A 22,798-nucleotide genomic window follows, 5' to 3' on the forward strand; every position below is an offset into this window, starting at 1 on the left:
TTTCCACTATGGAGCGGAATCTATGACCGCAATTCGACGACAGTCAATGAACCGTTCGGGGGAGATGACTTTCTCCGTCATCGAATCAGAACAGCCTTCTTGATCGAATCAGGACGGGCTGCTTGATCGAATCAAGGCGGGCGGGATGCCGTTGCGAGGGGTGCGCTCGACCCAGGCCACGATCGGAGCCGCCGCGGCCCAGGCAGCCAGGAAGATGGCCGCGATCAGCCACCAGCCCCAGCCGCCGGTATGGATGGCCAGGAACGTGAGGGAGGCCGGGCCGATCATCTTGGTCACGCCGCCGACCGACTTGCTGGCGCCCATGTAGGCGCCGCGCTGGTCCGGGGGTGGGATCTCGGTCTGCAGGTACCACTGGGCGCCCGACATCCACAGCTCAGTGGCCGTCAGCAACACGATCGCGGCCGCCAGCAGCGCGATCGTCACCCAGCCGTGGGTGGCGCCGCTGAGCGCGACCACCGGGCAGGCCGCGACCGAGGCCAGCGCGGCCCAGCGCAGCAACCGGGTCGAGCCGGCCAGGCTGTCGGCGCCGCGGGTGGCCCGCACCTGCAACGCCACGGCCATGACCGTGTTGATCGCGAAGAGCACGCCGAGCAGCGGTCTCGGCGCGTCGGTCATGGTGATCGCCCAGAGCGGCACCACCTCGCCGAAGAGCGTCGCGTTCAGCCAGAGCACCCCGAACAGCGAGGCGAGCGCGGTGTAGGGGTGATCGCGTAGGACGCCCCAGGGGCTGGGTTTCTTCGCCTTCTCCGCGTACGGCGTGGTGCTCTCCGTTGGCGTGGTGCTCTCTGCTTTTGGTGCGGTGCTCCCCGCGTACGGCGTGTTGCTCTCTGCTTGTGGTTCGGTTGCCGGTGTCGCGGGCATGCGGGACACGAAGATTGCGTTGAGGACGAGGCCCACCGCGTTGGCCAGCACCAGCACGAGCAGCCCCGCCCGCGAGTCGAGAGCAAGTGCCGCGGCGCCGAGCCCCGAGCCGACCGTGAAGCCCACATTCAGGTACGCCCGGGTGAACGCCATCGTGCGTACGCGGTCCTCACGCCGCAGGGCCGCCGCCGTATAGACGATGCGCCCCGAGTTGGCGAGCGTGTCCGCCGCCGCCTCAAGCGTGATCAGCAGAATGAACGTCCAGAACCCCGACGTGAACGGGTAGAGCGCGAAGGTGGCCGCCCCACCCAGCGCACCGAGCACCCAGGCCCGGCGCCCACCGATCCGGTCGGCCAGATGCCCCAGAGGCAACGAGCCGACGAGCCCGACCAGCCCCGCAACACTGAACCCGATGCCCACCTGGATCGGCGACAACCCGACGTACAGCGTGAAGAAGACGACGCTGCCGGTGAGAAACGTGCCCCCACCGATCCCCAGCACGGCCGACTGGGTGGCCAGCCGCCGAGGCAACCCGGCGGGCGGCAGCACAGAACGCAAAGATCCCCGTAAATCCCCCATAGCCGCATCGCACCATGATCAACACAAGCGCCGCAACCCCGTTCCCCACGCCAACGCCAGCGTCTGCTCGTCGTCTGACAGCTCGCCGTAGCCTTCCCTCCAAGGCAGAGGCCCGACCGCTACCTTCTCGCGGCCTCCGTCGGTCTCACGCCGTCGAACAAGACAAACGTCGTCAGCGACTTCGCGCCTTTCGTGAAGACCCCGGCTGACGTCTACGGCCGGCACGATCTGATCGGAGCGCTGAGAGACCGGCCCGGGCTCGTCGAACGGCACTTTCGGCTCTGGCTGAGCAGCACGGCGGTGCTACAGACCGTTCTCAACAAGGCCGCTCACCTGCGATCGTCGTGGCTTCGGGACGAGTTGATGCGCATCGCCGACACCTTCGTACCGCACGACGGATTCGAACGCGCCCGCGAAATGCTCGGCACTCAGCACGTCTGTGTGATCACGGGCGCGCCCCGCGTCGGCAAGACCACGGTCGCCATGATGCTCGCGTACTGGCTCATGGGTCAGGACTACCAGGTCCACGAGATCACAAGGGACGTGGACGAGATTCATGATCTGTGGCGTGATGACGAACCGCAGATGTTTCTCTACGACGACTTCCTCGGCCGGACCATGCTGGACCAGCCGAACCGCAACGAGGACCGCCGGCTGGTCTCGCTCATCCGCCGCATCCGGGAGACACCCGGTAAGGCGTTCGTCATGACCACACGCGAGCACATCCTGAACCAGGCTCGCCTGCGGTCCGACCAGCTCGACGGCCGGGATGTGACGGTCGCGACCAGCGCCGTGGAACTGACCGATCTCGACATGGGTGTGCGCGGGCAGATCGTCTACAACTACGTGTCGCGCAGCGCGATCGCGCTGCAGGAGAAGGCCCGGTTCGCCGATCCCACGGTTTGGCGGCCGATCGTTACGCACCGGAAGTTCAACCCCCGGCTGATTCAGGAAACATTGCGCCTCGCCGACACGCATGATCGGGACGTAGCCGCTCTCATGCGAGCGAACCTGGAAGATCCGCTGCACATCTGGGAGCGCATTGTTGAGCACGAACTGCCCGACGAAGCCGTGCATCTGCTGGAGGTTCTGTTTCTCGACGACGGAGCGTCCGTCGACGAGCTGGCCCGGTCCTGGTCGGAGTACCGACGAAGCATGGGGCGAGGATCCGACCGCCGCCTCTACCGTCAAGCTGTGGGACTACTCGACGGATCACTGATCCGCATCGAACGAGAGTCCGTCAGCTTCCACAACCCGTCCGTGGAGGACTACTTCCGTCATCATCTCAGTGTCGGCCGAGCGGACTTCTCGGCCATCCTGGACATCGTCGAGAACTCGCAGCAGACGTACCGCCTGATGGAGATCGCGGCCGCCACCGGAGGAGAGGACGTTCTCAGTTTCCTGCGGAACAATCGCGGGCGCATCGAAAGCGCGATCGTCAGTGCCCACCAGGAAACGACGTACGGATTTGTTGGTCAGCACGAGGACGAGGGCGCCTACCTGGACTGACTGCTATCAGCGGCCGAGCTCCTGAACTCCCCTCGGCTCGTCGAGGACCTCATGTCAGAGAGCAGTGAGCTTTCCCTGCACGAGATCAGCCCACCGCTGATTTGGCTGGCCAATGTGCTTCTGTCGCATGACATGGTGCCGGGCGAGTTCGCGGTTGCCTTCCGGCAGAGGGTTGGAGGTCGTCTCGTCGAGGCGATCGACGATGCCGTCGGCCAAGGGAGTCTGTCGTACGCGATCGACTTGTACGACATGGTCGAGAGTCTGCACAGCTTCATCGCCGACGCCGAGCCGTTTCACTCGATCGCCGGACTGATCTCGGAAAGGCTCGAGGAGCTGACCGACCTCCCCGAGCACGAGATCTCGGCGAGCGTCGTGGACGAGCTGGAAGATCTGCTCGACTATTTGGACAAGGGTTTCGCGCCGCACGTGGACACCTCGCTTGCGGAAGAGATCGTCGGGCGCATGAAGGATCGCGATGACCATCCGCCGACTCAGCAGCCGCGATCACGACCCGCGGATTCCGATGTCGACGCTGTTGCCGCATTGATGCGACGGCTCGGCGAGGCTTAGTCCTCCAGCGTTCGCAGGAGGCGCAAGGTGTCGCCTCTACGAACGAACGTGCGCAACGCGACCAGGTCGGTGCGGTCGAAACCGCGTACGCGGACCTCGCGAGCGCCGGCGCAACCGGTCACCACGACCGGTTTGCCGTCGAGGTCGGCGCTGCATCGGGGACGGCCGTCGACCTCGATGTCGGCCCGGGTCACGCCGAGCACGTCGAAGACCGCCTTGAGCTCGCCCGCCGCCTCCGAGAGCGACACGTCGAACCGGCGGGCCGGCGCCTTTTCGAGCAGCGCCACGGCGGCCGCCATCAGGTCGGCGTCGTCGGCCAGGATGTCGCGGCGGGTGGTGACATGCAGTTCGTCCGGCACGACGCCGTAGTCCTCCAGCGGCGTGCCCGCGTTCGGGCCGACCCGCAGCACGCGCCGGATCACCAGGGACAAGCCGGCGCCCAGGGGCAGCGGCTTGTAGGGCGTGCTGGGCTGGGCGTCGAGCGCCCCGATCAGGTCGCCGAGCTGCCAGATGTTGCCGCCGCCGGCGCCGGTGTTGCCGTCGGTGCCGAGCACCTGTCCGATGCCGTTGTCCTGGAAGCCGGCGGCGAAGATGTCGGTGGCCGAATAGCAACGGGCGTCGGTGAGCAGCACGATCGGGCCGAAGTACGACTGGGGCACCGCCCGGAAATACTCCGGTTGGGTGAAGGGGATGCCCGCCGAGTAGGGGGCACCCGAGTCGAGCGCCTGGTCCATCGAAGGCACCCAGGGCTGCAGATCGTCGACGGCCCGGCACAGGCGCAGGTTGAGCGCGGTGGCCGCGAACTGGGCCGGCTCCGGCTCGACCGGCCGGGCGGTGAGCGCCTGCAGGCACAGCTCGGAGGCCATGACCGCGCCGCCGCCGTTGCCGCGCACGTCGAGCACCAGACCCTCCGGGGGCAGGGCCTCGAGCAGCCGGGCGAACTCCTGAACGAACGCGACGATGCCGCCCGGCGGAGGCAGGAAGGTCCGGATCCGCAGGTGCCCGACCGTCCGGCCGCCTACGGTGACGCGCCGCGCCTCGAAGACGGTGGCCAGCTCGGGCGACACCGGCACGCTGTCGGGGCCGGCCAGGGCGGGCTGCCCGGTCTCTTCGGCGGCGAGGGCGGCCGGGGCGAACAGTTCGGCCCGCAGCCGGGCCAGCTGGGCACCTTCGACGTCGACGCCGATCGGGGTGCCGGCCGTGTCGGCGGCGGTGTCGGCGCTGGCCGCGATCGGCGTCGCACTCCACACCATGCGGGTCTCGCGCGGCTGGTTCCGCTCGTCGAGGAACCCGATCGTGATCCAGTCCTCGTCGGGCGGCGCCGCGAAGGCCAGCGACCGTACGGTGAACATCTGCAGCGCGCGGGCGTGGCGGGCGTCCGGGTTGGCGCCCGGCAGCCGTTCGCCGAACCGTTCGACGGCGCGGGCGATCGGCACACCGTTCCAATAGGTCACCTCGACGCCGAAGACGAACCCGTCCCGGTCGAGCTCGGGTGCGTCGGCCTGCCGGCGGCTCACCAGGTAACGCCGGCGGCCGTCCTCGGTGAACTCCTTGAGCAGGAACGGAAGGAACACCGCGGCGCCCCCGAACGGCTGCGGCAACGAATAGCGGGTGTGCAGGTCACGCAGCGAGTTGAAGATGTCCACGAGCTCGGCGTGCATCCGGAACTCGAGCTCCGCGCTGCCGCGGTCGAGGCGCTGGGCGAGCAACCGCAGGCGCTGCAACGGGTTGATGCCGTAGCGGGCCATCTTGAACGGCAGCAGCGCGTAGTTCTGCTCCAGCACGAGCAGCGCCTGCTCGACGATCAGTTTGCGCTGCTCGCGGGTCAGACGCCCGACTTCGGTCGCGCCGAGAAAGTCGGTCAGCGTGACCGCCTGGGTCATGTGCGTCCCCCTCCACCACGGCGTGACGGCCCTCAGCGTAGATCCGCCGGGCACACACGCCACTGTCCGATCAAGGACGCACACCGCTCTCCGGAGAACCCCAGAACGCCGTGGGCGACGTCACTCACATTTGCCGACGCTCCGGAGATGCCCGATTTTGTGAGGGCGATGTGGCGGGATCTTTTCACGATGACCACGAACCGTTTGAGGCGTGCGTCGACGGTCGATCCAAATGCTCCAAAGCGTGAATTTCGCGTCGCCGAGCGGGAGAAGGCATGCCGCCCTCCATGCTGATGCGTTGAGACTTGCCCCTGAAATCAGACATTCCTGGCCACGTCGTAGCTGATCGACAGGTCGTCGAAGCCGATGACACCAGGAGAGCCGGCTGTGCGCGGAAAGGCAGTCGCCGTGATCAGGGATGAGGTTCGCGACTTTGTCCGGCTGGGGCCGCTGACCTCGGAGCTCGATGACTCGGAAGAGGGTGACGAGGCCTTCGAGGAGATGGAGCGTGCGCTTCATGCGATCGAGAAGCCGGTCACCGACGAGGAAGCCCGGCTCCTGCTCGGATCCTTCGGTGAAGACGCTTCATTCGGTCTGGCGTGGACTCTCCTGCATCTGATCGAGTCGGCCCCGTCGCCGCCGGTTGTGTCTGAGCCGCCGGCCGGGGCGAATCCCTGGATCGAGATGATGTGGGTCCGCTATCGGAACCGCCGTGCTGACTGATGTGCTCCAGGGTGCTTGTTCAGCCTTTGACTGTCGTCCCGGGCATGCATGCGAGCCGAATCTCAGCGGGGCTGGGAGACCGGCCAGGTGCTTTCGCGGCGGATCAGCTCGGCTGACACGATCTCCACGCGGGGGGCCGTGTCGGGTGGAGGCGGGTTCAAGGCCAGCTCCATGGCCCGCTCGCCCAACTCGGTCAGCGGCAAGCGGATCGAGGTCAGCGAAGGTGTGACGTCGCGGGCTATCGGCATGTCGTCGAAGCCGATCACGCTCAGGAAACGGCCTGCTGTGCGCATGGCGGCCAGAGCGCCCACGGCCATCGAGTCGTTGAGGGCGGCGATAGCGGTCACCGACGGGTCGGAGGCCAGCAGCGCGGCCGTTGCCGTTTCGCCGCCGTCGCGGGTGAAGTCGGAGTGGACCACGTGCAGGGTGCGACCGTACGAGGAAGCGGCCCTTTGCAAGCCCGCCAGGCGGTCGGCCGTCGTCGTCAGGGCGGCGGGGCCGGCGATCACGCCCACCGAGGTGTGGCCCAGCTCGAACAAATGCGAACCGGCCAGGAAGCCGCCCTCCTCATTGGCCGGCAGCACGGCGTCGGAGGCGTGGTGGTGGCGGCCGATCACCGCGATCCGGCCGCCGGTGGCCTCGAACGCTGTCATGCGCTCGTCGAGTTCCTGTTCCGCGTCCGAGGACAGGTAGCCCGAGCCGGCCACCACGATCGCGGCCACCTGGTGGGCGTGGAGCAGGTCGATGTATTCGAGTTCGCGTGCGGGCTCGCGGAACGTGTTGCAGATGATGGTCAGGCGACCGCTCGCCGTGGCTACGCGTTGCAGGCCCCGGGTGATCTCGGCGAAGTAGGGGTCCGAGACGTCGTGGACCAGGACGCCGACCGCGTTGCGGTTGTTCCGGGCCAGCATCTGGGCGTGCGCGTTGGGCACGTAGCGCAGTTCGGCCACGGCGGCCAGCACGCGGGCGCGCAGCTCGTCGGTCACCGGCTTCGGGCTGCCGTTGATGATGCGTGACGCGGTCGCCGTCGACACCCCGGCGCGGCGGGCCACATCGGCCAACGTCGCCACGACCACCTCCGGTTCTCAGAACGCCTGAGGATACCGCCGCCGGTCTTGCCCGCTCGGCACCACGCCCCGTACGGTAGCAGGAAAGCGCTTACCTAAGGCAAATACCGCCGACCGCGGAGGCAGCAGAGCATGGACCGAACCCCCCTCGGCATTGTCATGAACGGCGTCACCGGCCGGATGGGCCTGCGCCAGCACCTGATCCGCTCGATTCTCGCGATCCGCGAGGACGGCGGCCTGCCGCTGAGCAACGGCACCGTCCTGTGGCCCGAACCCGTGCTGGTCGGCCGCAGCGAGACCAAGCTGCGCACGCTGGCCGAGCAGCACGGCCTCACCGACTGGACCACCGACCTCGACGGCGCCCTGGCCCGCCCGGACGTGCAGATCTACTTCGACGCCCAGGTCACGTCGGCCCGGGTGAAGGCGCTGCGCACCGCGATCGAGGCCGGCAAGCACATCTACACCGAGAAGCCGGTCGCCGAGAGCCTGACCGAAGCCGTCGACCTGGCCAAGGAGGCGGACGCGGCCGGCATCAAGCACGGCGTGGTGCAGGACAAACTCTTCCTGCCGGGCCTGCAGAAATTGCTCCGGCTGGTGCGCGGCGGATTCTTCGGGCGGATTCTCTCCGTACGCGGGGAATTCGGTTATTGGGTTTTCGAAGGTGACTGGCAGGCCGCGCAACGCCCGTCGTGGAACTACCGGGCGGCCGACGGCGGTGGCATCACGCTCGACATGTTTCCGCACTGGCACTACGTACTGGAGCAGATCTTCGGTCCCGTGCGGGCGGTGACCGCGCGCTCGGTCACGCACATCGACCGCCGCTGGGACGAGACCGGCGACCCGTACGCGGCCACCGCCGACGACGCCGTCTATGGGCTGTTCGAGCTCGACGGCGGCATCATGGCGCAGATCAACAGTTCCTGGGCCGTCCGGGTGAACCGCGACGAACTGGTCGAGTTCCAGGTCGACGGCACGCACGGCAGCGCGGTCGCGGGCCTGCACCACTGCCGCATCCAGCCGCGGGCCGCCACACCGAAGCCGGTCTGGGACCCCGACGTGCCGACCGCGCAACGCTTCCGCGACCAGTGGCAGCAGGTGCCCGACAACGAGGTCTTCGTCAACGGCTTCCGGGCCCAGTGGGAGCAGTTCCTCCGGTACGTGGCCGAGGACGGTCCCTACACCGGCGACCTGTGGGCCGGGGCGCGCGGCGTACAGGTGGCCGAGCTCGGGTTGCAGTCGTCGCGCGAGGGCCGTCGCCTGGAGATCCCGGAGCTGGGCCGATGAGGTTCAGCGGCCGCGGGAGTGAGTTCGTGCCGGGCAGACCCTTCACGAGCCGGATCGCGTACGCCGCCGCGCCCGTCACGGCTGACCCGCAGGCCGAGAACATCCCCGGCGCCCCGGCCGCGCTCGACTGGGACACCACCCTGCGGTTCCGGCACCACCTGTGGTCGTACGGCTTCGGGGTGGCCGAGGCGATGGACACCGCGCAGCGTGGCGCGGGGCTGGACTACCCGGCCACCCGCGAACTGATCCGCCGCAGCGCCGCCGAGGCCCGTGCGGTCGGCGGCGCGATCGTGGCCGGTGTCGCCACCGACCAGCTGCCCCCGGGGCCCGCGACCATCGACGAGATCACGAAGGCCTATCTGGAACAGCTTCACGACGTACGGGACGCCGGTGCGACTCCCGTGCTGATGTGCAGCCGCCACCTGGCCGCAGCCGCGCGGGATGCCGACGATTACAAGCGCGTGTACGGCGAACTGTTGTCCCAGTCGGACAAACCTGTGCTGCTGCACTGGCTGGGTGAGGCGTTCGACCCCGCGCTGGCCGGCTACTGGGGGAACCGCGACGCCGTGCTCGACATCATCACCGAGCACCGGGACCGGGTGGCCGGCATCAAGTTGTCGCTGCTCGACGCCGACTACGAGATCGAGATGCGGCGTCGGCTGCCCGAGGGCGTACGGATGTACACCGGCGACGACTTCAACTATCCGGCGCTCATCGCCGGTGACGAGCACGGGCACTCGGAGGCGCTGCTCGGGGTGCTCGCGGTCATCGCTCCCCCCGCCGCGGCGGCACTGCGGGCGCTCGACCAGGGCGACCTCACGGCGTACGGGAAAGCCTTGGATCCGACGCTGCCGCTGGCCAGGCACTTGTTCGCGGCGCCGACCTACCACTACAAGACGGGCATCGTGTTCCTGAACTGGCTCGCCGGCCATCAGGACCACTTCACGATGGTCAACGGGGCCCAGTCCGGGCGCTCGCCGCGGCATCTACTCAGGCTGATGGAGCTGGCCGACGAGGCCGGTTTGCTGCCCGACGCCGAGCTGGCCGAGCGCCGCGCCGACGCGTGGCTGACAACGGTGGGGTTGAGCCGATGAAGAGTTTCTCGCTCAACCAGGCCACCACCAAGCGCTGGCCGCTCGACGAGCTGGTGGCCGGTTGCGTGGCCGCCGGCGTCGAGGCCGTGGGCCTGTGGCGTGAGGAGGTCACGGACTACGGCACGGAAAAAGCGGCTTCCCTCGTACGGGATTCCGGGTTGACGGTGTCCTCCCTGTGCCGCGGCGGCTTCTTCCACGACGCCGGCTGGTACGACGAGAACCGGCGCGCCATCGAGCAGGCCCACGATCTGGGCACCGACACCCTCGTGCTGGTCAGCGGAGGGCTGCCGGACGGTTCGCGCGACATCGACGGCGCCCGCCGCCACGTGGGCGAGGCGATCGGCGCGCTGGTGCCCGACGCGCAGGCCGCGGGCGTACGGCTGGCGATCGAACCGCTGCATCCCATGTTCGCCTCCGACCGCTGCGTGGTGTCCACCCTCGACCAGGCCCTGCAACTGGCCTCGCCCTATCCCGCCGACGCGGTCGGGGTGGTGATCGACACCTATCACCTGTGGTGGGACGACACGGTCTGGGACGGTATCGCGCTGGCCGGTCAGGAGAACCGGATCGCCGCCTTCCAGCTGGCCGACTGGATCACCCCTTTGCCGTCCGGGGTGCTGCTGGGCCGCGGCCTGCCCGGCACCGGCGCGATCGACATGCGCCGCTTCGCTCAGGCCGTACGGGAAACCGGTTATGACGGCTACGTCGAGGTGGAGGTCTTCCACGAGGACGTGTGGTCGCGCCCCGGCCCCGCGGTGCTGGCCGAGGCGATCGCCGGCTACGAGGCGGCCGTCGCGTGAGCTTCCTCCGCGTCGGCGATGTCGAGGTCGCCACCTACGTCGTCGATCCGCCCCTCGACATCCGGCTGGCGCCTCGCCCGTACCTGCATCCCGTGCGAACTTTGGGCGGCACGGTCGTGACCGACGAGTTGTGCTTCGACCACCCCTGGCACCTGGGCGCGTCGGTGACGCTGGCCGACGTGAACGGCTGGAACTTCTGGGGCGGCCGCACCTATGTCCGCGACGAGGGTTACACGTGGCTGGACGATCACGGCAGCATCCGCCACGATTCCTGGCAGCCCGACCCCGGCGGTTTGACCGAGACGCTGCTCTGGCGCGACGGCGATTCGCGAACCCAGCTCACCGAACATCGCCGTATCGCGGCGGCGCCGGCTTTGGGCGGGTGGGAGCTTTCTTTCCGGTACGCGTTGACGGCGCCCCCGACCCGCGAGGTGTCCTTGGGCAGCCCAGCCACGAACGGCCGTACGGGCGGCGCGGGTTATGGCGGCTTCTTCTGGCGTTGCCCCGGCGGCCGAGCCGTCGCCGACCAGCCTCACGGCAGCACAGCTTCGGCCGTTACCCTGACCGTCGACGACCGGTATGCGCTGACCTTCCGAGGCCTGGCCGACGACGACCGCTGGTTCATCCGAACCGACGACTACATCGGCGTGTGCGCGGCCCTGGCCTGGGAGAAACCCTTGATCATCCCCGCCGGCGAAACCCTGACCCGCGACCTCACCGTGCTGATCCGCGACCTCTGAACGATCCGCTCGGCCGCAGCCGGCGCGGTCCGTCACGCATTGCCGGACTGCGGAGGTGGTCCACAAACCGGCCAAACGCGGGGTCGAGCCAACAAAGCCCGAAGTCGGAAGGTTCTACAGCCGCCTTCCGCCGATAGGCATCCAGAACCAAGGCGCTCTCGTTGATTAACTCATCGAAGGACTCGTCCTTGCGTTCGTCATAGCCGTTCTCCACAACCTCGAACCAATTCGGCGAGTAAGTCCGCACCCTCCGCGAGGCCATCGGCCACGAACTCGACGAACTGGCCGACGCCGTTTCCTGAGCCGGCCCCGTCAACTTCCGGTCTGATCGCGGAACCGGGTGACCAGGTAGTCGACCATCCGGTCCGCGGCGCCCTCGAACTCGACGCTGGGATCGTCGCCAGGGGCGTAGACCACGTACCAACCCGGGCGGTGGGCGAACACGGCGACCAGGATTCTGTCGCTGAACTCGTCGGGGAACAGCGCCAAACGGTGGCCCCACTGCGGGAAGAGCCGCCGCAGCACCTCGTTTTGCGAGGCCAGGACGGCCAGCTCGCGGAAGCTCGAATAGTCCCCGTCGACCGCCTCGAGCAGCGCGGCCCACTGGTAGTCGAGGGCGTTCCCCCGCTCGTAGGCGAGTTGCAGGCCCGAATACTTCACGAACGGATGGGCGGCGGCCAGGCTTTCCAGGCCGGCGCCCTCGACCCATCGGCGTGCCGCATCGGCGATCGCGGCGGGGTCGGAGACCGATCCGTGGGCTTGCTGCCGGCCCCTCCAGCCGAACGACAGTGAGTAGGTGCCGTCGAGGTCAAGGACGCTCACCGAGCGGTCCGCGAGGGTCAGGTAGGCCACCCCCGCACTGCCCGGACGAAACGCTGCGGGCAGACGGCGGCCCAGCGCCTCGTTGAGTGCACCGACGAGATCGTGCATTCGTCCTCCCGAAACGGCCGACGCTGCCGACGCTGCCGACGCTGCCGACGCTGCCGACGCTGCCGACGCTGCCGAGTGAAGGTACACCGAGCGATCATCGGCGGGCTGTTTGCAGATCTTGGGGCTCTAGCTGGGCTTCCCGGCTGAGTGTTTGCAGGAATGGGCGCGGCTATTGATTTGTGTCGATCGGGCGGCCTACGGTGCGACAGGAAAGGGCTTACCTCAGGGGTTTTATTCGATCTGGAGCGGTGTGGCATGCGTAGACGAACCTTCCTCGGGCTGTCCACGGGGGCCCTCACGGCCGCCTCGCTGGTCGGTGGGCGGGCCGCCTCCGCGTCGGCCTCGCCGGGGCTTCCGCTGGGCGGGCACGAAAGGCGGATCGTGGTGGCGGCGGACGGCAGTGGGGACTTCGCCGGGATTCAGGAAGCGGTCGACGCGGCCGTCGGTGGTGACACGGTCATCGCGGTGCGGCCGGGGACGTACATGGGAAGGGTTGTCGTTCCCTCGGATCGGCCGGGCGTCACGATGGTCGGGCTCGGACGGCGGATGGGCGACGTGGTGATCGCCGATGACCGTGCCAACGGCACGCCGAACCCGGCCGGGGGCACCTGGGGGACGACCGGCAGCGCCTCGGTGACGATCGACGGGGCCGGGTTCCGGGCGCACAATCTCACGTTCGCCAACCTGTTCGACGAGGCCGCGCACCCGGAGATCACGAACCGGCAGGCGGTGGCCGTGCTGACGCGGGGCGACCGGGTGGCCTTCACGCGCGTACGGTTCCTCGGCAACCAGGACACGCTCTATGCCAACAGCAGCGCGGCGACGACGGTGGCTCGGGCGTATTTTCGGGACTGCTACGTCGAAGGGGACGTCGACTTCATCTTCGGGCGGGCCACGGCCGTCTTCGAGCGGTGCCGGGTGCACTCGCTCGACCGGGGTTCGATTCCCAACGGGTACGTCACCGCGCCCAGCACCGACATCGGCAACCCGCACGGGTTTCTGTTCGCCCGGTGCGCGTTCACGTCGGACGCGGCGGCGGCCACGGTCTTTCTGGGGCGGCCGTGGCACCCGAGTCAGGACCCGAACGCGATCGGGCAGACGATCATTCGCGACTCGCGCATCGAGGCCCACATCGGGGCGACGGCATGGAGCGATTTCGGTACGTGGCCCTGGCCGGACGCACGGTTCGCCGAGTACCGGAACTTCGGGCCGGGCGCTGCGCCCTCCCCGGACCCGGACCGGCCCCAGCTGACGCCGGCCGAGGCCGCTACGCAGACGGTCCCAGCCTTCCTGCGCGGCGCCGACGGCTGGGCCCCCGACCGGCACCTCTGAGAGATCCGACGACGGCAGCGGCACGGGGGCACCCGAGCGGCACAGCATGCAGAGCAAAGCAGGGCGGGGCGGCGCGGCGGGGCGGCGGGGCGGCGCGGCGGGTGCGGCGCGGCGGGGCGGCGGGGCGGGGCGGGGCGGCGCGGCGGGGCGGCGCGGCGGGGCGGGGCGGCGGCGCGGCGGGGCGGGACTGCAAATTTCCTGCGTTGTTCGATCCATTGACGACGGTCGGCCGGCGTGTGACCGTGGCGGCAAGCGCTTTCCCGCATGTCAGAGCGGCTGCCACCGGCCGCTGGAAAGGACCGTGATGCGCCTAGCTCTCGCTGCCGCCATGCTTCTCACCCTTGCTGCCCCGATCCCGGCCGGCGCCGCGTCGCCAAACCCGAGCAACGCCGCGTTGCGGGTCGCGCGCGAGGGCATCGCCGCCAACGACGGCTGGGCAGCCGCGGGCGCGGGCACCACGGGTGGAGCGGCCGCCGCCGACGTGGCCGTGGTGCGCACCCGGGCCGAGCTGATCGAGGCGCTGGGCGGCGACCCGCTGACCAACGGCCAGAACGCCACCCCGAAGATCGTGCTCGTCAGCGGCCGCATCGACCTGCGGAAGGACGACGCCGGCAACACGCTGGGCTGTGACGACTTCGCCGATCCGGACTACTCGCTCGAGGCTTTCCTGGCCGCCTATGACCCGGCCGTCTGGGGGCGGGCCACCAAGCCGACCGGACCGCTCGAGGAAGCCCGGGTGCGGTCGGCCAAGCGGCAGTCCGACCACATCCGGATCAACGTCGGCAGCAACACGACGATCCTCGGCGTCAACGGGGGCCGGCTCGAGCACGGCAGTCTGGTGCTCACCAACGTCAGCAACGTGATCGTCCGCAATCTGGAGGTCACCGACGCCGCCGACTGTTTCCCGGCCTGGGACCCGACCGACGGCGCCGCGGGCAACTGGAATTCCCTGTACGACCTGGTGTCGCTGAGCGGCGCGACCAACGTGTGGATCGACCACAACACGTTCAGCGACGGCAACAACCACGACCGGGACCAGCCCCTGTACTTCGACCGGCCCTATCAGGTGCACGACGGCGCGACCGACATCATCCGCGGCTCCGACCTGGTCACGGTGTCGTGGAACGACTACTACGACCACGACAAGACGATGCTGATCGGCTCGACCGACACGCCCGGGGTCGACGTCGGCAAGTTGCGGGTCACCGTGCACCACAACCGTTTCGGCAACGTCGGTCAGAGAGCTCCCCGCGTACGGTTCGGTCAGGTCGACGTGTTCAACAACAGTTACCTGGCCACGGGCGACGAATACGTCTACTCGCTGGGTGTGGGTGTCGAGTCGAGCATCTACGCCGAGAACAACCATTTCCGGTTGAGCGCCGACGTGCCGCCGTCAGACGTGATCGCGTACTGGAAAGGCACCCGGATCACCGCCAAGGGCACGCTGGTGCAGGACTCCCACCGCCCGGGCCGGCCGGTCGACCTGGTGGCCGCCTACAACGCCGCGTACGACCCCGACCTGACCCCGGATGCCGGCTGGACACCCACCCTGCGCACCCGGCTCGACCCCACCGCGACGGTCCCGGCCGTGGTCAACGCCGGCGTCGGAATCCGGCGCATTCTCTGAAGCGCGCAATGCGGCGCCACGCAGCCATAAAAGACATAACGCGGCGCCGCACGGCCGTCAAAAGACATAACGCGGCGCCGCACGGCCGTCAAAAGACATAACGCGGCGCCGCGCGCCCGTCAAAAGGCGTAACGCGGCGCCGCACGGCCGCCAAAAAGGCGTAACGCTATTCAACGGCCGGAACGCAGCTCCTCCTGCAACCAGCGGTACGAGGCCCGGGGCGTACGGGCCTGGGAATCGAAGTCGACGTGCACCAGGCCGAACCGTTGTGAATAGCCCTCGGCCCACTCGAAGTTGTCGAGCAGCGACCAGACGAAATAGCCGCGCACGTCGACCCCGGCCGTGATGGCGTCGTGCACCGCCCGCAGGTGCGAGTCGAGGTAGTCGATGCGGAACTGGTCGTCGACGTCGGGCGCGGTCGAGCAGCCGTTCTCGGTGATGTAGATCGGCGGCAGCGCCTCGCCGTACGTGTCGCGCAGCCCGGTCAGCAGCTCGGTGAGCCCCTCCGGCACCACGGGCCAGCCGAACGCCGTGGTGGGCACGCCCTCGATCGGCAGCATCTCGAACGGCAGCGGCGACTCACCCGTGGGCGCCCCGATCAGCGTCGGGTTGTAGTAGTTGATGCCGAGGGCGTCGAGCGGCGTACGGATGATGTCGAGGTCACCCGGCAGCACGACCGGCGCCAGGGCCTCGGCGAGAAAATCGGGATAAGTTCCCAGCAGTACGGGGTCGTTGAACAGTCGATTGTGGAACGCGTCGTAGATCGCCGCCGCCGGTGACTCGTCGGCCGCCCGTACGGGAGTGCAGTTGTTGGTGATCATGACTTCGGTGGCGCCCGCGGCTCGCAGCGCCTGAACGGCCAGGCCGTGACCCAGCAGCTGGTGGTGCGCGACCGGCAGCGCCTCGAGCATCAGCGTGTGTCCGGGGGCGTGAGTGCCGTACGCGTACCCCTGCGCCATGTGCACGACGGGCTCGTTCAGCGTGATCCACCGCCGTACGCGGTCACCCAGACGCTCCGCCACATGCCCGGCATAGTCGGCGAGCCGCGACGAGGTGTCACGCGACAGCCAGCCGCCCTGGTCCTCGAGCGCCTGCGGGAGGTCCCAGTGGAACAGCGTCGGCAGCGGGACCAGGCCCTTCTCGAGCAGCGCGTCGACCAGGCGGTCATAGAAGTCGAGCCCCGCCTTGTTCGGCTCGCCGACGCCGGTGGGCTGCACGCGCGGCCACGCGATCGAGAACCGGTAGGCGCCCACGCCGAGATCGCCGAGCAGGTCGATGTCGGCCGGATAGCGGTGGAAGTGGTCGCAGGCCACGTCGCCGGTGTCGCCGTCGAGCGTCTTGCCGGGCGTGTGCGAGAACGTGTCCCAGATCGAGGGCCCGCGGCCGTCCTCGTGCACCGCCCCCTCGATCTGGTAGGAGGCCGTGGAGCAACCGAACAGGAACCCGTCAGGGAAGCGCGGCAACATGATCCGACCCTATGCGCCCGTACGGGAGAGCACCATCTCCCGGAATCGCGGGCACTCCCGATAGTTCTCGTGCCGGCACCGCAACCCGTGTTCCAGCAGGGCCTGCGCATCCTGGAGCCGGACGATCCGTTCGCGCACCCGGCCCAGCTGTTCCCGCAGCAGCTCGTCGCGGCGCGCACGCCCGGGCGCGGCGAACAGGTCGCGCAGCTGGTCCAGGCTGAAGCCGGCCTCCTTGCAGAGCAGGATCTCGGCCACCCGGGCCGTGTCGGCCTCGCCGTAGACGCGGCGCCCGTTGCCGTCGCGCACCGGAGACAGCAGCCCTTCCTCCTCCCAGTGCCGCAGCACGTGCGTGGCCAGGCCGAACCGTTCGGCCAGCTCCCCGATCGTCTGGTCCATCCGCCCTCCTCACCGGGCCTTGACTTCAGGTCGACCTTAAGCCGCACACTCGGCCGCATGCCCGAGACGCACAGCGCTTTCACGGATTCCGAGACCCTGATCCGCACGCTCGACGCCGCGGAGTCGGCCCCCGAGGCGGTGGCTTTGCGACAGCACACGTACGCGGCCCTGCGGCGCGGGCCCGGGGCGGTGCTGCTCGACGTGGGCTGCGGAACCGGACGGGCCGTGGCCGAGCTGGGCCCGGGCGCGATCGGTGTGGACCTCGACCCGGCGATGCTGGACGCGGCGCGGGCCCGGTTCCCCGGAATCGACGTACGGGAAGCCGATGTCAACGCCCTGCCTCTGGCCGACGGGTCGGTGCACGGCTATCGCGCGGACAAGGTCTTCCACATGCTGCCCGATCCGGCGGTCGCGCTGGCCGAGGCCCGGCGGGTGCTGGCTCCCGGCGGGCGGATCGTGCTGGTGGGGCAGGACTGGGACACGATCGTCGTCGACTCCGCGCACCCCGAACTGACACGCCGGATCGTGCACGCCCGCGCCGGCACGATCCCGCAGCCGAGGGTCGCTCGCGCCTACCGCAATCTGTTGCTGGAAGCGGGTTTCCACGAGGCCGAGCTGGTCGTGCACACCCTGGTCCTCACCGACGCCACCGCGCTCGGGCTGCTGACCAACCATGCCGAGGCGGCCCGGCGGCTCGGCGCCATCACCGACACGGAGGCCGGCGCGTGGCTGGCCGACCAGTCAGCCCGCGCCGACACCGACCGCCTGATGGTGGCCGTCCCGATGTTCCTGGCCGCCGCTACGAACTGATCCGCCGGGCGATGCGGCCACCGTAGAGGTATCGGCCGCCCTCGAGGAACGTCAGCGTCTCGTGCACGCCCTCCTCGGGCTCGACGGCCACGAAGGTGGTGCCGCTCAGGGCCACAAAACGCCGGGTCGACGGCTGCTCCCCCATCTCGGCCACCACCCCGCGGGGAACGGCGGTGATCTCCAGGCCGTCCGGGGCGACCGAGACCTCGTACGCGGCGAGGGGGAACTCGTAGCGCCCGGCGAACTCGGCCGGACCGGGCCGGAAGGGACCGCTCGGCGGGGTCGGCCGGCCCGGCACCGTGAGGTCGACGACCCCGTCCAGCACCTCGTCGAGGAACGGCGACAGGGCCCCACCGTTGGCGCTGATCGCGACCACCAGCGAGTGCGAAGGCACCACGCGCCACAGCGCCCCCTGGCCGAACGTGCCGCCGTTGTGGCCGAAGGCCGTCGTGCCCGACCAGTCGTAGACCTCGGGCCCGAGCCCACGCCGGCCGTGGCCGCGCTTGGGGACGCCGGGAAGAGTGAGGCAGGGTGTGGTCATCCGCTCGACCGTCTCCTTCGAGAGCACGTCGCCGGTGAGGAACGCCCGGCCGAACCGGACGAGGTCGCGCGGCGCCGCGCAGAGGGACGCGCCGGCCGGGCTCTGCGAGCGGGCCATCGCCCAGGGCCGGGCCACCTCGCCGGAGGGCAGGTGGCCGGCGGCGACACGGAACAGCACCGCCTCTTCGGGCAGCGCGGCCATGTGGCGGGCGCCGAGCGGGTCGATCAGGCGTTCGCGCAGCACCGATTCCCAGGTGCCGCCGCGCAGACGGGCGACCAGGGCGCCGAGCACGCTGTAGCCGGCGTTGGAGTAGGAGTAGATCTCGCCGGGCGGCGCGAACTGCTCGGCGTGGCCGGCCACGAAGTCCAGGTAGCGGTCGAGGGCGTCGTCGCCGCGGCCGGTGTCCTCGAACAGGTCGCCGAAGAACCCGCCGGTGTGCAGCAGCAGGTGGCGGACGGTCACGGCGTCGGTCGCGGCCGGGTCGGGCAGCGCGAAGCCGGGCAGGTGCCGGCGGACCGGGTCGTCCAGGTCGACCAGCCCGTCCTCGACCAGTTGCAGCACCAGCGCGGCGGTCCACACCTTGGTGACCGAACCGATCTGGAAGACCGTCCCGGGGGTGGCCGCGACCCCGGTCTCCCGGTTGACCACTCCGGTGGCCGCTTCGACGAGCTCGTCACCACGAGCCACCGCGACCGCCGCCCCCGGAACCCCGTGCCGCGCGGCCGCTTGCGCGAGGAGGTCGTCCACAGTGTTCATCGACTCCCGACCATACGCTGGGTGCCGATCACCGACAGCAGACGCAGCGCCTCCTCGGAGGGTGAGCCGGGGACGGCCGTGTAGATGACCACGCGCTGGTCGCGGTCGGCGATGTCGAGAACGTCGCAGTTCACCGTGATCGGGCCGACCGTCGGATGCTGGAACGTCTTGCGGAGCGTGGGCTCGTCGGTGACGTCGTGGGACTCCCACAGCTCGCGGAAGCGGGGGCTGCCGGCCAGCAGGTCGCGGACGAGCGACGCCACGGCGGGGTCGTCGGGGTAGCGGGCGGCGGTCGCGCGCAGCCGCTGGGCGGAGTGCAGCGCGAAGTCGTCGAGGTCGGACACCCCGTACAGGATCTGGCCGTCCCGATGCGGGCCGAGGAACGCACGCCGTACGAGGTTGCGCTCGCGCGGCGGCACCGCGGAGAAGTCTTCGAGCAGGGCCGCGGCGAGATCGTTCCAGGCCAGGATGTCGAAGCCGGCGGAGATCACCGTGGCCGCGGCCTGGGGCAGGCGCTGGATCAGGTCGAGGATGCTCGGGCGGACCTCGCGGGACGGCCCCCGCGGGGCGGGTGGCGCACCGGCCAGGTGGTGCAGGTGGGCCCGCTCGGCGTCGGAGAGGCGCAGCGCCCGCGCGAGACCGCTCAGCACCTCGGCCGACGGGCGCGGGGCCCGGGACTGCTCCAGCCGCGCGTAGTACTCCGGGGAGATGAACGCCAGCTGGGCCACCTCTTCGCGGCGCAGGCCCGGGGTGCGGCGGCGGGCTCCCGCGGGCAGGCCGACGTCGGCCGGGGTGATCCGTTCGCGCCGCGACCGCAGGAAGGCGGCCAGTTCTGCTCGGTCCACGCGGTCCATGGTCCCTCCCGCCCGGCGCCCCAGCCAGGACCTGTCTGTGCCTGGCTGTCGCGGGCGGCCCGGAGCAGGGTCGGGGCATGACATCTCTGCTCGAGAACAAGGTCGCGTTCGTCAGCGGGGCTGGGCGCGGCATCGGGGCCGCGGCGGCCCGTCTCTTCGCCCGCGAGGGTGCTTCGGTGCTGCTGGCGGCGCGCACCGAGGACCAGCTGAAGAACGTGGTGGACGAGATCCGGGTGGCCGGCGGCACGGCCGATCACGTCGTGTGCGACCTCGCCGACCCGGACAGCGTGCGGGCGGCCGTCGACCGGGCGGTGACGTTGTTCGGGCGGCTCGACGTGGCGTTCAACAACGGGGCGACAAACGCGGCGCCGGGCCCGCTCGACGCCGTTTCCCAGCACGACTTCGACCGGCTCTACGAGGTCAACCTGCGCGGGGTGTGGCTGGCCATGGTCGCCCAGGTCGCCGCGATCCGGGCCACGTCGGGGCGCGGCGCGATCGTCAACAACTCCAGCGTCGGCAGCCTGATGGGAAACCCGGCCCTGCCCGCGTACGGGGCGATGAAGCGCGCGGTGAACAGCCTCACCGAGTCGGCGGCCATCACGTACGGCCCCGAGGGCATCCGGGTGAACGCGATCGCTCCGGGCAACACCCGTACGGAAATGATCGAAGCCTGGGAAGCCGAGTCGCCGGGCCTGGTGGACCGTCTGGTCGCGGCCACCCCGCTGGCCCGGCAGGCCGACCCCGCCGAGATCGCCGAGGCCGCCGCGTGGTTGCTGAGCGACCGCGCCTCCTACGTGACCGGCACGGTGCTGCGCGTCGACGGTGGTGCGCGCGCCTGACCTTCGCGCGGCGAAATTACCGATTCACCACTCGGACGAGGGTCGCAGCGGGCACCCTGAGGGCATGCATGTCGGCGTGATCGGGGCAGGTCAGCACGGTGCGACGCTGGCCGAGTGGTGCGCGGAGAGCGGGCACGACGTGGCGGTGACGTCGCGGCATCCGGAGCGGCTCGGCGACGTGGTCGACCATCTCTTCGGCCACGGCACGGCGCTGCCGATCGCCGAGACGGTCACGTTCGCCGACGTGGTGCTGTTCGCACCCACCTGGGAGACCGCCTACCAGGCGATCGAGCTGGCCGGGACCACGCTCGACGGCAAAATCATCATCGACGCCACCAACCCCACGGGGGCGGCGGCCGGTGATACGAGCGGGTTCGAGCAGCTCGTGTCGATGGCGCCCACGGCACACTGGGCGAAGGCGCTCAACACGCTGCCGACCTCGGTGCTGGACCGCCGCCGCGGGCACGATCCGCTGCTGGCCGAGTTCGTGTGCAGCGATCACCGGGACGCCCGCCTGGCCGCCTCGGCGCTGATCCGCGACATGGGGTTCGCGCCGTTCTACGCGGGCGGCGCCCAGACGGCCCGCCTCACCGAGCCCGGCGGCCCGCTGCAGCAGAACGAGGTCGACGTCTTCCACGCGCAGGACGCCCTGGCCGAGGCCCTGACGACCCTGCGCTAGACGTCGACCGCGACGAACTGCTTTCCGCTCGTGTTCACGACCCGGACCGACTGGACCTGCTCGGGGTCGATCAGGGCGCTGCCGTTGAGCGTCGTCCCGTCCGCCTCGCCGGCCGGGGACACCAGCCAGCTGCCGGCGACCGCCGTGGAGCCGTCGCGGCCGACCACCTCGAGCACACACTTCTCCCCGGCCGGGATGCCGCCGACGGTGGCCGTCACCCGGACCCACCCGGCGGCGGGGGTCATCGCCACCTCCATGCGGGCCCCGGTCGACGCGTCGGTCGCCGAGCCGACCCGCGCGCCGGCGGGCACCGACGAGGTCGCCGGCGGCTGAGCCAGCTGCTGTTCCGAGGGAGCCGTGCCCCGGCCGACCAGCACGCCGCCCGCGACCGCGATCGCGGCGACGGCCGCGGCGATGCCGGTGACGGTGGCCATCCGCTTGTAGCGGCGGCCGGACGACTCGCGCCGCACCTGGCGCAGCGTGCGCTGCAGCAGCAGGTCGGCGTCGTCGGGCGGGCCGTCGAGAAGCATCTCCTCGGGCACCTCGCCCAGTTGATCGGACCACTGGCGCAGCGAGTCACGTTCGGCCCGGCACTCGGCGCAGCCGGCCAGGTGGGCGTCGGCCTGGGCCTTCTCGTCGGTGGAGAGCATCTCCAGCAGGTAGCCGGCCATGTCGACGTGCTCGTTCGCCGTGTTGTTCGCGCTGTCCGGCGTACTCATGATGCTGCCAACCGTTCCGTGCCGGCCTCGCGCAAGGCCCGCAACGCGTAGAAGGATCGGGATTTGACCGTCCCGGGCGGGATGCCGAGCGCCTCCGCGGCCTCGGCGACGGTGTTGCCTTTGAGATAGACCTGTTCGAGCACTTCACGGTGTTCCGTGGAGAGGCGGCTGAGCGCGTCGACCACGACCATCGACGTGACCACGCGGTCGGAGTGGTCCTGTTCCACCGCGGCGTCGGGCGGGCTCTCGGCGACCTCGGGCGGACGCCGGTTCCGGGCGCGGATCTGATCCAGCACGATGTTGCGGCACACGGTGAGCAACCATCCCCGTACGGAGCCCTTGCCGTTGTTCAGGCTCTCGGGGTGACGCCAGGCGCGCACCAGCGCCTCCTGGACCACGTCTTCGGCGGCGGCGCGATCGCGGGTCAGCTGCGTGGCGTACGCCAGCATGGCCCGTCCGTGTTCTTGGAACAACGATCTGACCAGCGCTTCATCGGCCACCTCCCGGTGCGGTCTCTGTCTGCTCGACGGCATCCGTCTCTCTCCCCGCGGCACTCTGCGTACCCGCCTCGTATGTCCATCCCGCGCGCTGGTTCGCGGCGCTGCGAGAAACGACATCGATGAAAGTACTGTGCCGCGGCTACTCGGAGTACGTCGGTATTGGCCTGCCCGGATCAAGATTTTTCGAATGTGGCACATCCCGGTGAACCGGCCCGGGA

At 69.8% G+C, this 22,798-nt stretch carries 22 protein-coding genes; 12 read left to right on the forward strand and 10 right to left on the reverse strand.

From position 1 onward, the window contains the following. Positions 1–108 precede the first annotated feature (108 nt). The gene (locus JIG36_RS36385; RefSeq protein WP_307873054.1) at positions 109–1,431 is read right to left on the reverse strand and encodes an MFS transporter; all 1,323 of its coding nucleotides are present in this window, start codon (positions 1,429–1,431) and stop codon (positions 109–111) included. Positions 1,432–1,653: 222 nt separating this feature from the next. On the opposite strand from JIG36_RS36385, the gene JIG36_RS36390 reads away from it, so the two are divergent. Both JIG36_RS36390 and JIG36_RS36395 read left to right on the forward strand, forming a co-directional pair. Beyond that, positions 1,654–2,970, forward strand: a complete 1,317-nt coding sequence (locus JIG36_RS36390) for an nSTAND3 domain-containing NTPase (protein ID WP_203380979.1) — start codon at positions 1,654–1,656, stop codon at positions 2,968–2,970. A gap of 51 nt (positions 2,971–3,021) precedes the next feature. Beyond that, on the forward strand, positions 3,022–3,540 hold the full coding sequence (locus JIG36_RS36395; RefSeq protein WP_203380980.1) for a hypothetical protein: 519 nt from the start codon (positions 3,022–3,024) through the stop codon (positions 3,538–3,540). Here the strand turns inward: JIG36_RS36395 and JIG36_RS36400 are convergent. Continuing rightward, the gene (locus JIG36_RS36400; RefSeq protein ID WP_203380981.1) at positions 3,537–5,423 is read right to left on the reverse strand and encodes a S41 family peptidase; all 1,887 of its coding nucleotides are present in this window, start codon (positions 5,421–5,423) and stop codon (positions 3,537–3,539) included. The two genes, JIG36_RS36395 and JIG36_RS36400, sit on opposite strands and share 4 nt — an antisense overlap. Before the next feature lie 408 nt (positions 5,424–5,831). Here JIG36_RS36400 and JIG36_RS36405 point away from each other — a divergent pair, with 408 nt between their 5' ends. Next, positions 5,832–6,146 carry a hypothetical protein gene (locus tag JIG36_RS36405; protein WP_203380982.1) on the forward strand — a complete coding sequence of 105 codons (315 nt, stop codon included), beginning with the start codon at positions 5,832–5,834 and terminating at the stop codon, positions 6,144–6,146. A gap of 62 nt (positions 6,147–6,208) precedes the next feature. Here JIG36_RS36405 and JIG36_RS36410 read toward each other — a convergent pair whose 3' ends face one another. Beyond that, positions 6,209–7,216, reverse strand: a complete 1,008-nt coding sequence (locus tag JIG36_RS36410; RefSeq protein ID WP_203380983.1) for a LacI family DNA-binding transcriptional regulator — start codon at positions 7,214–7,216, stop codon at positions 6,209–6,211. A gap of 129 nt (positions 7,217–7,345) precedes the next feature. On the opposite strand from JIG36_RS36410, the gene JIG36_RS36415 reads away from it, so the two are divergent. From JIG36_RS36415 to JIG36_RS36430, 4 genes are read left to right on the forward strand one after another with little or no spacing between them, the layout of a single operon-like run. Next, complete coding sequence (locus JIG36_RS36415) at positions 7,346–8,497, forward strand: Gfo/Idh/MocA family protein (protein ID WP_203380984.1); 1,152 nt, start codon at positions 7,346–7,348, stop codon at positions 8,495–8,497. Beyond that, the gene (locus JIG36_RS36420; RefSeq protein WP_203380985.1) at positions 8,494–9,591 is read left to right on the forward strand and encodes a DUF993 family protein; all 1,098 of its coding nucleotides are present in this window, start codon (positions 8,494–8,496) and stop codon (positions 9,589–9,591) included. Before JIG36_RS36415 ends, JIG36_RS36420 begins: the two co-directional genes overlap by 4 nt. Continuing rightward, positions 9,588–10,391, forward strand: coding sequence for a sugar phosphate isomerase/epimerase family protein (locus JIG36_RS36425; protein WP_203380986.1), 804 nt, complete (start codon positions 9,588–9,590; stop codon positions 10,389–10,391). The genes JIG36_RS36420 and JIG36_RS36425 overlap by 4 nt, the downstream gene beginning before the upstream one ends. After that, positions 10,388–11,131, forward strand: a complete 744-nt coding sequence (locus tag JIG36_RS36430; protein ID WP_203380987.1) for a DUF6807 domain-containing protein — start codon at positions 10,388–10,390, stop codon at positions 11,129–11,131. Before JIG36_RS36425 ends, JIG36_RS36430 begins: the two co-directional genes overlap by 4 nt. A 312-nt stretch (positions 11,132–11,443) precedes the next feature. Here the strand turns inward: JIG36_RS36430 and JIG36_RS36435 are convergent, their stop codons facing one another. Next, a complete protein-coding gene (locus tag JIG36_RS36435) occupies positions 11,444–12,061 on the reverse strand; it encodes a hypothetical protein (protein ID WP_203380988.1) in 618 nt (205 codons plus the stop codon). A 255-nt stretch (positions 12,062–12,316) separates the two neighbouring features. On the opposite strand from JIG36_RS36435, the gene JIG36_RS36440 reads away from it, so the two are divergent. Together JIG36_RS36440 and JIG36_RS36445 are read left to right on the forward strand one after the other, a co-directional pair. Next, positions 12,317–13,393, forward strand: a complete 1,077-nt coding sequence (locus JIG36_RS36440) for a pectinesterase family protein (protein WP_203380989.1) — start codon at positions 12,317–12,319, stop codon at positions 13,391–13,393. Between the two features lie 328 nt (positions 13,394–13,721). Beyond that, positions 13,722–15,020: a pectate lyase family protein gene (locus JIG36_RS36445; protein WP_236048951.1), complete on the forward strand. Its 1,299-nt coding sequence runs from the start codon at positions 13,722–13,724 to the stop codon at positions 15,018–15,020. 170 nt (positions 15,021–15,190) lie between these two features. On the opposite strand, the gene JIG36_RS36450 is transcribed toward JIG36_RS36445, so the two are convergent. Together JIG36_RS36450 and JIG36_RS36455 are read right to left on the reverse strand one after the other, a co-directional pair. Beyond that, entirely contained in the window at positions 15,191–16,486 is a 1,296-nt protein-coding gene (locus tag JIG36_RS36450) for a GH1 family beta-glucosidase (RefSeq protein ID WP_203380991.1), read from the reverse strand. 9 nt (positions 16,487–16,495) lie between these two features. Beyond that, the gene (locus JIG36_RS36455; protein ID WP_203380992.1) at positions 16,496–16,882 is read right to left on the reverse strand and encodes a MerR family transcriptional regulator; all 387 of its coding nucleotides are present in this window, start codon (positions 16,880–16,882) and stop codon (positions 16,496–16,498) included. A gap of 57 nt (positions 16,883–16,939) precedes the next feature. On the opposite strand from JIG36_RS36455, the gene JIG36_RS36460 reads away from it, so the two are divergent. Continuing rightward, the gene (locus JIG36_RS36460) at positions 16,940–17,692 is read left to right on the forward strand and encodes a methyltransferase domain-containing protein (protein WP_203380993.1); all 753 of its coding nucleotides are present in this window, start codon (positions 16,940–16,942) and stop codon (positions 17,690–17,692) included. Here JIG36_RS36460 and JIG36_RS36465 read toward each other — a convergent pair. Further along, positions 17,682–18,989, reverse strand: a complete 1,308-nt coding sequence (locus tag JIG36_RS36465; RefSeq protein WP_203380994.1) for a serine hydrolase domain-containing protein — start codon at positions 18,987–18,989, stop codon at positions 17,682–17,684. The genes JIG36_RS36460 and JIG36_RS36465 overlap by 11 nt on opposite strands. Next, positions 18,986–19,834 carry a helix-turn-helix transcriptional regulator gene (locus JIG36_RS36470; protein WP_203380995.1) on the reverse strand — a complete coding sequence of 283 codons (849 nt, stop codon included), beginning with the start codon at positions 19,832–19,834 and terminating at the stop codon, positions 18,986–18,988. Before JIG36_RS36470 ends, JIG36_RS36465 begins: the two co-directional genes overlap by 4 nt. An 86-nt stretch (positions 19,835–19,920) precedes the next feature. On the opposite strand from JIG36_RS36470, the gene JIG36_RS36475 reads away from it, so the two are divergent. Next, positions 19,921–20,682 carry an SDR family NAD(P)-dependent oxidoreductase gene (locus JIG36_RS36475; RefSeq protein ID WP_203380996.1) on the forward strand — a complete coding sequence of 254 codons (762 nt, stop codon included), beginning with the start codon at positions 19,921–19,923 and terminating at the stop codon, positions 20,680–20,682. Between the two features lie 64 nt (positions 20,683–20,746). Beyond that, a complete protein-coding gene (locus tag JIG36_RS36480) occupies positions 20,747–21,361 on the forward strand; it encodes an NADPH-dependent F420 reductase (protein WP_203380997.1) in 615 nt (204 codons plus the stop codon). Here JIG36_RS36480 and JIG36_RS36485 read toward each other — a convergent pair. Both JIG36_RS36485 and JIG36_RS36490 read right to left on the reverse strand, forming a co-directional pair. Beyond that, positions 21,358–22,080, reverse strand: coding sequence for an anti-sigma factor family protein (locus JIG36_RS36485; protein WP_203380998.1), 723 nt, complete (start codon positions 22,078–22,080; stop codon positions 21,358–21,360). The genes JIG36_RS36480 and JIG36_RS36485 overlap by 4 nt on opposite strands. Next, on the reverse strand, positions 22,077–22,613 hold the full coding sequence (locus JIG36_RS36490) for a sigma-70 family RNA polymerase sigma factor (protein ID WP_203380999.1): 537 nt from the start codon (positions 22,611–22,613) through the stop codon (positions 22,077–22,079). Before JIG36_RS36490 ends, JIG36_RS36485 begins: the two co-directional genes overlap by 4 nt. Between the last annotated feature and the right edge of the window lie 185 nt (positions 22,614–22,798).

Origin of the sequence: Paractinoplanes ovalisporus (assembly GCF_016834655.1) — a bacterium.
Classification (GTDB): domain Bacteria; phylum Actinomycetota; class Actinomycetes; order Mycobacteriales; family Micromonosporaceae; genus Actinoplanes; species Actinoplanes ovalisporus.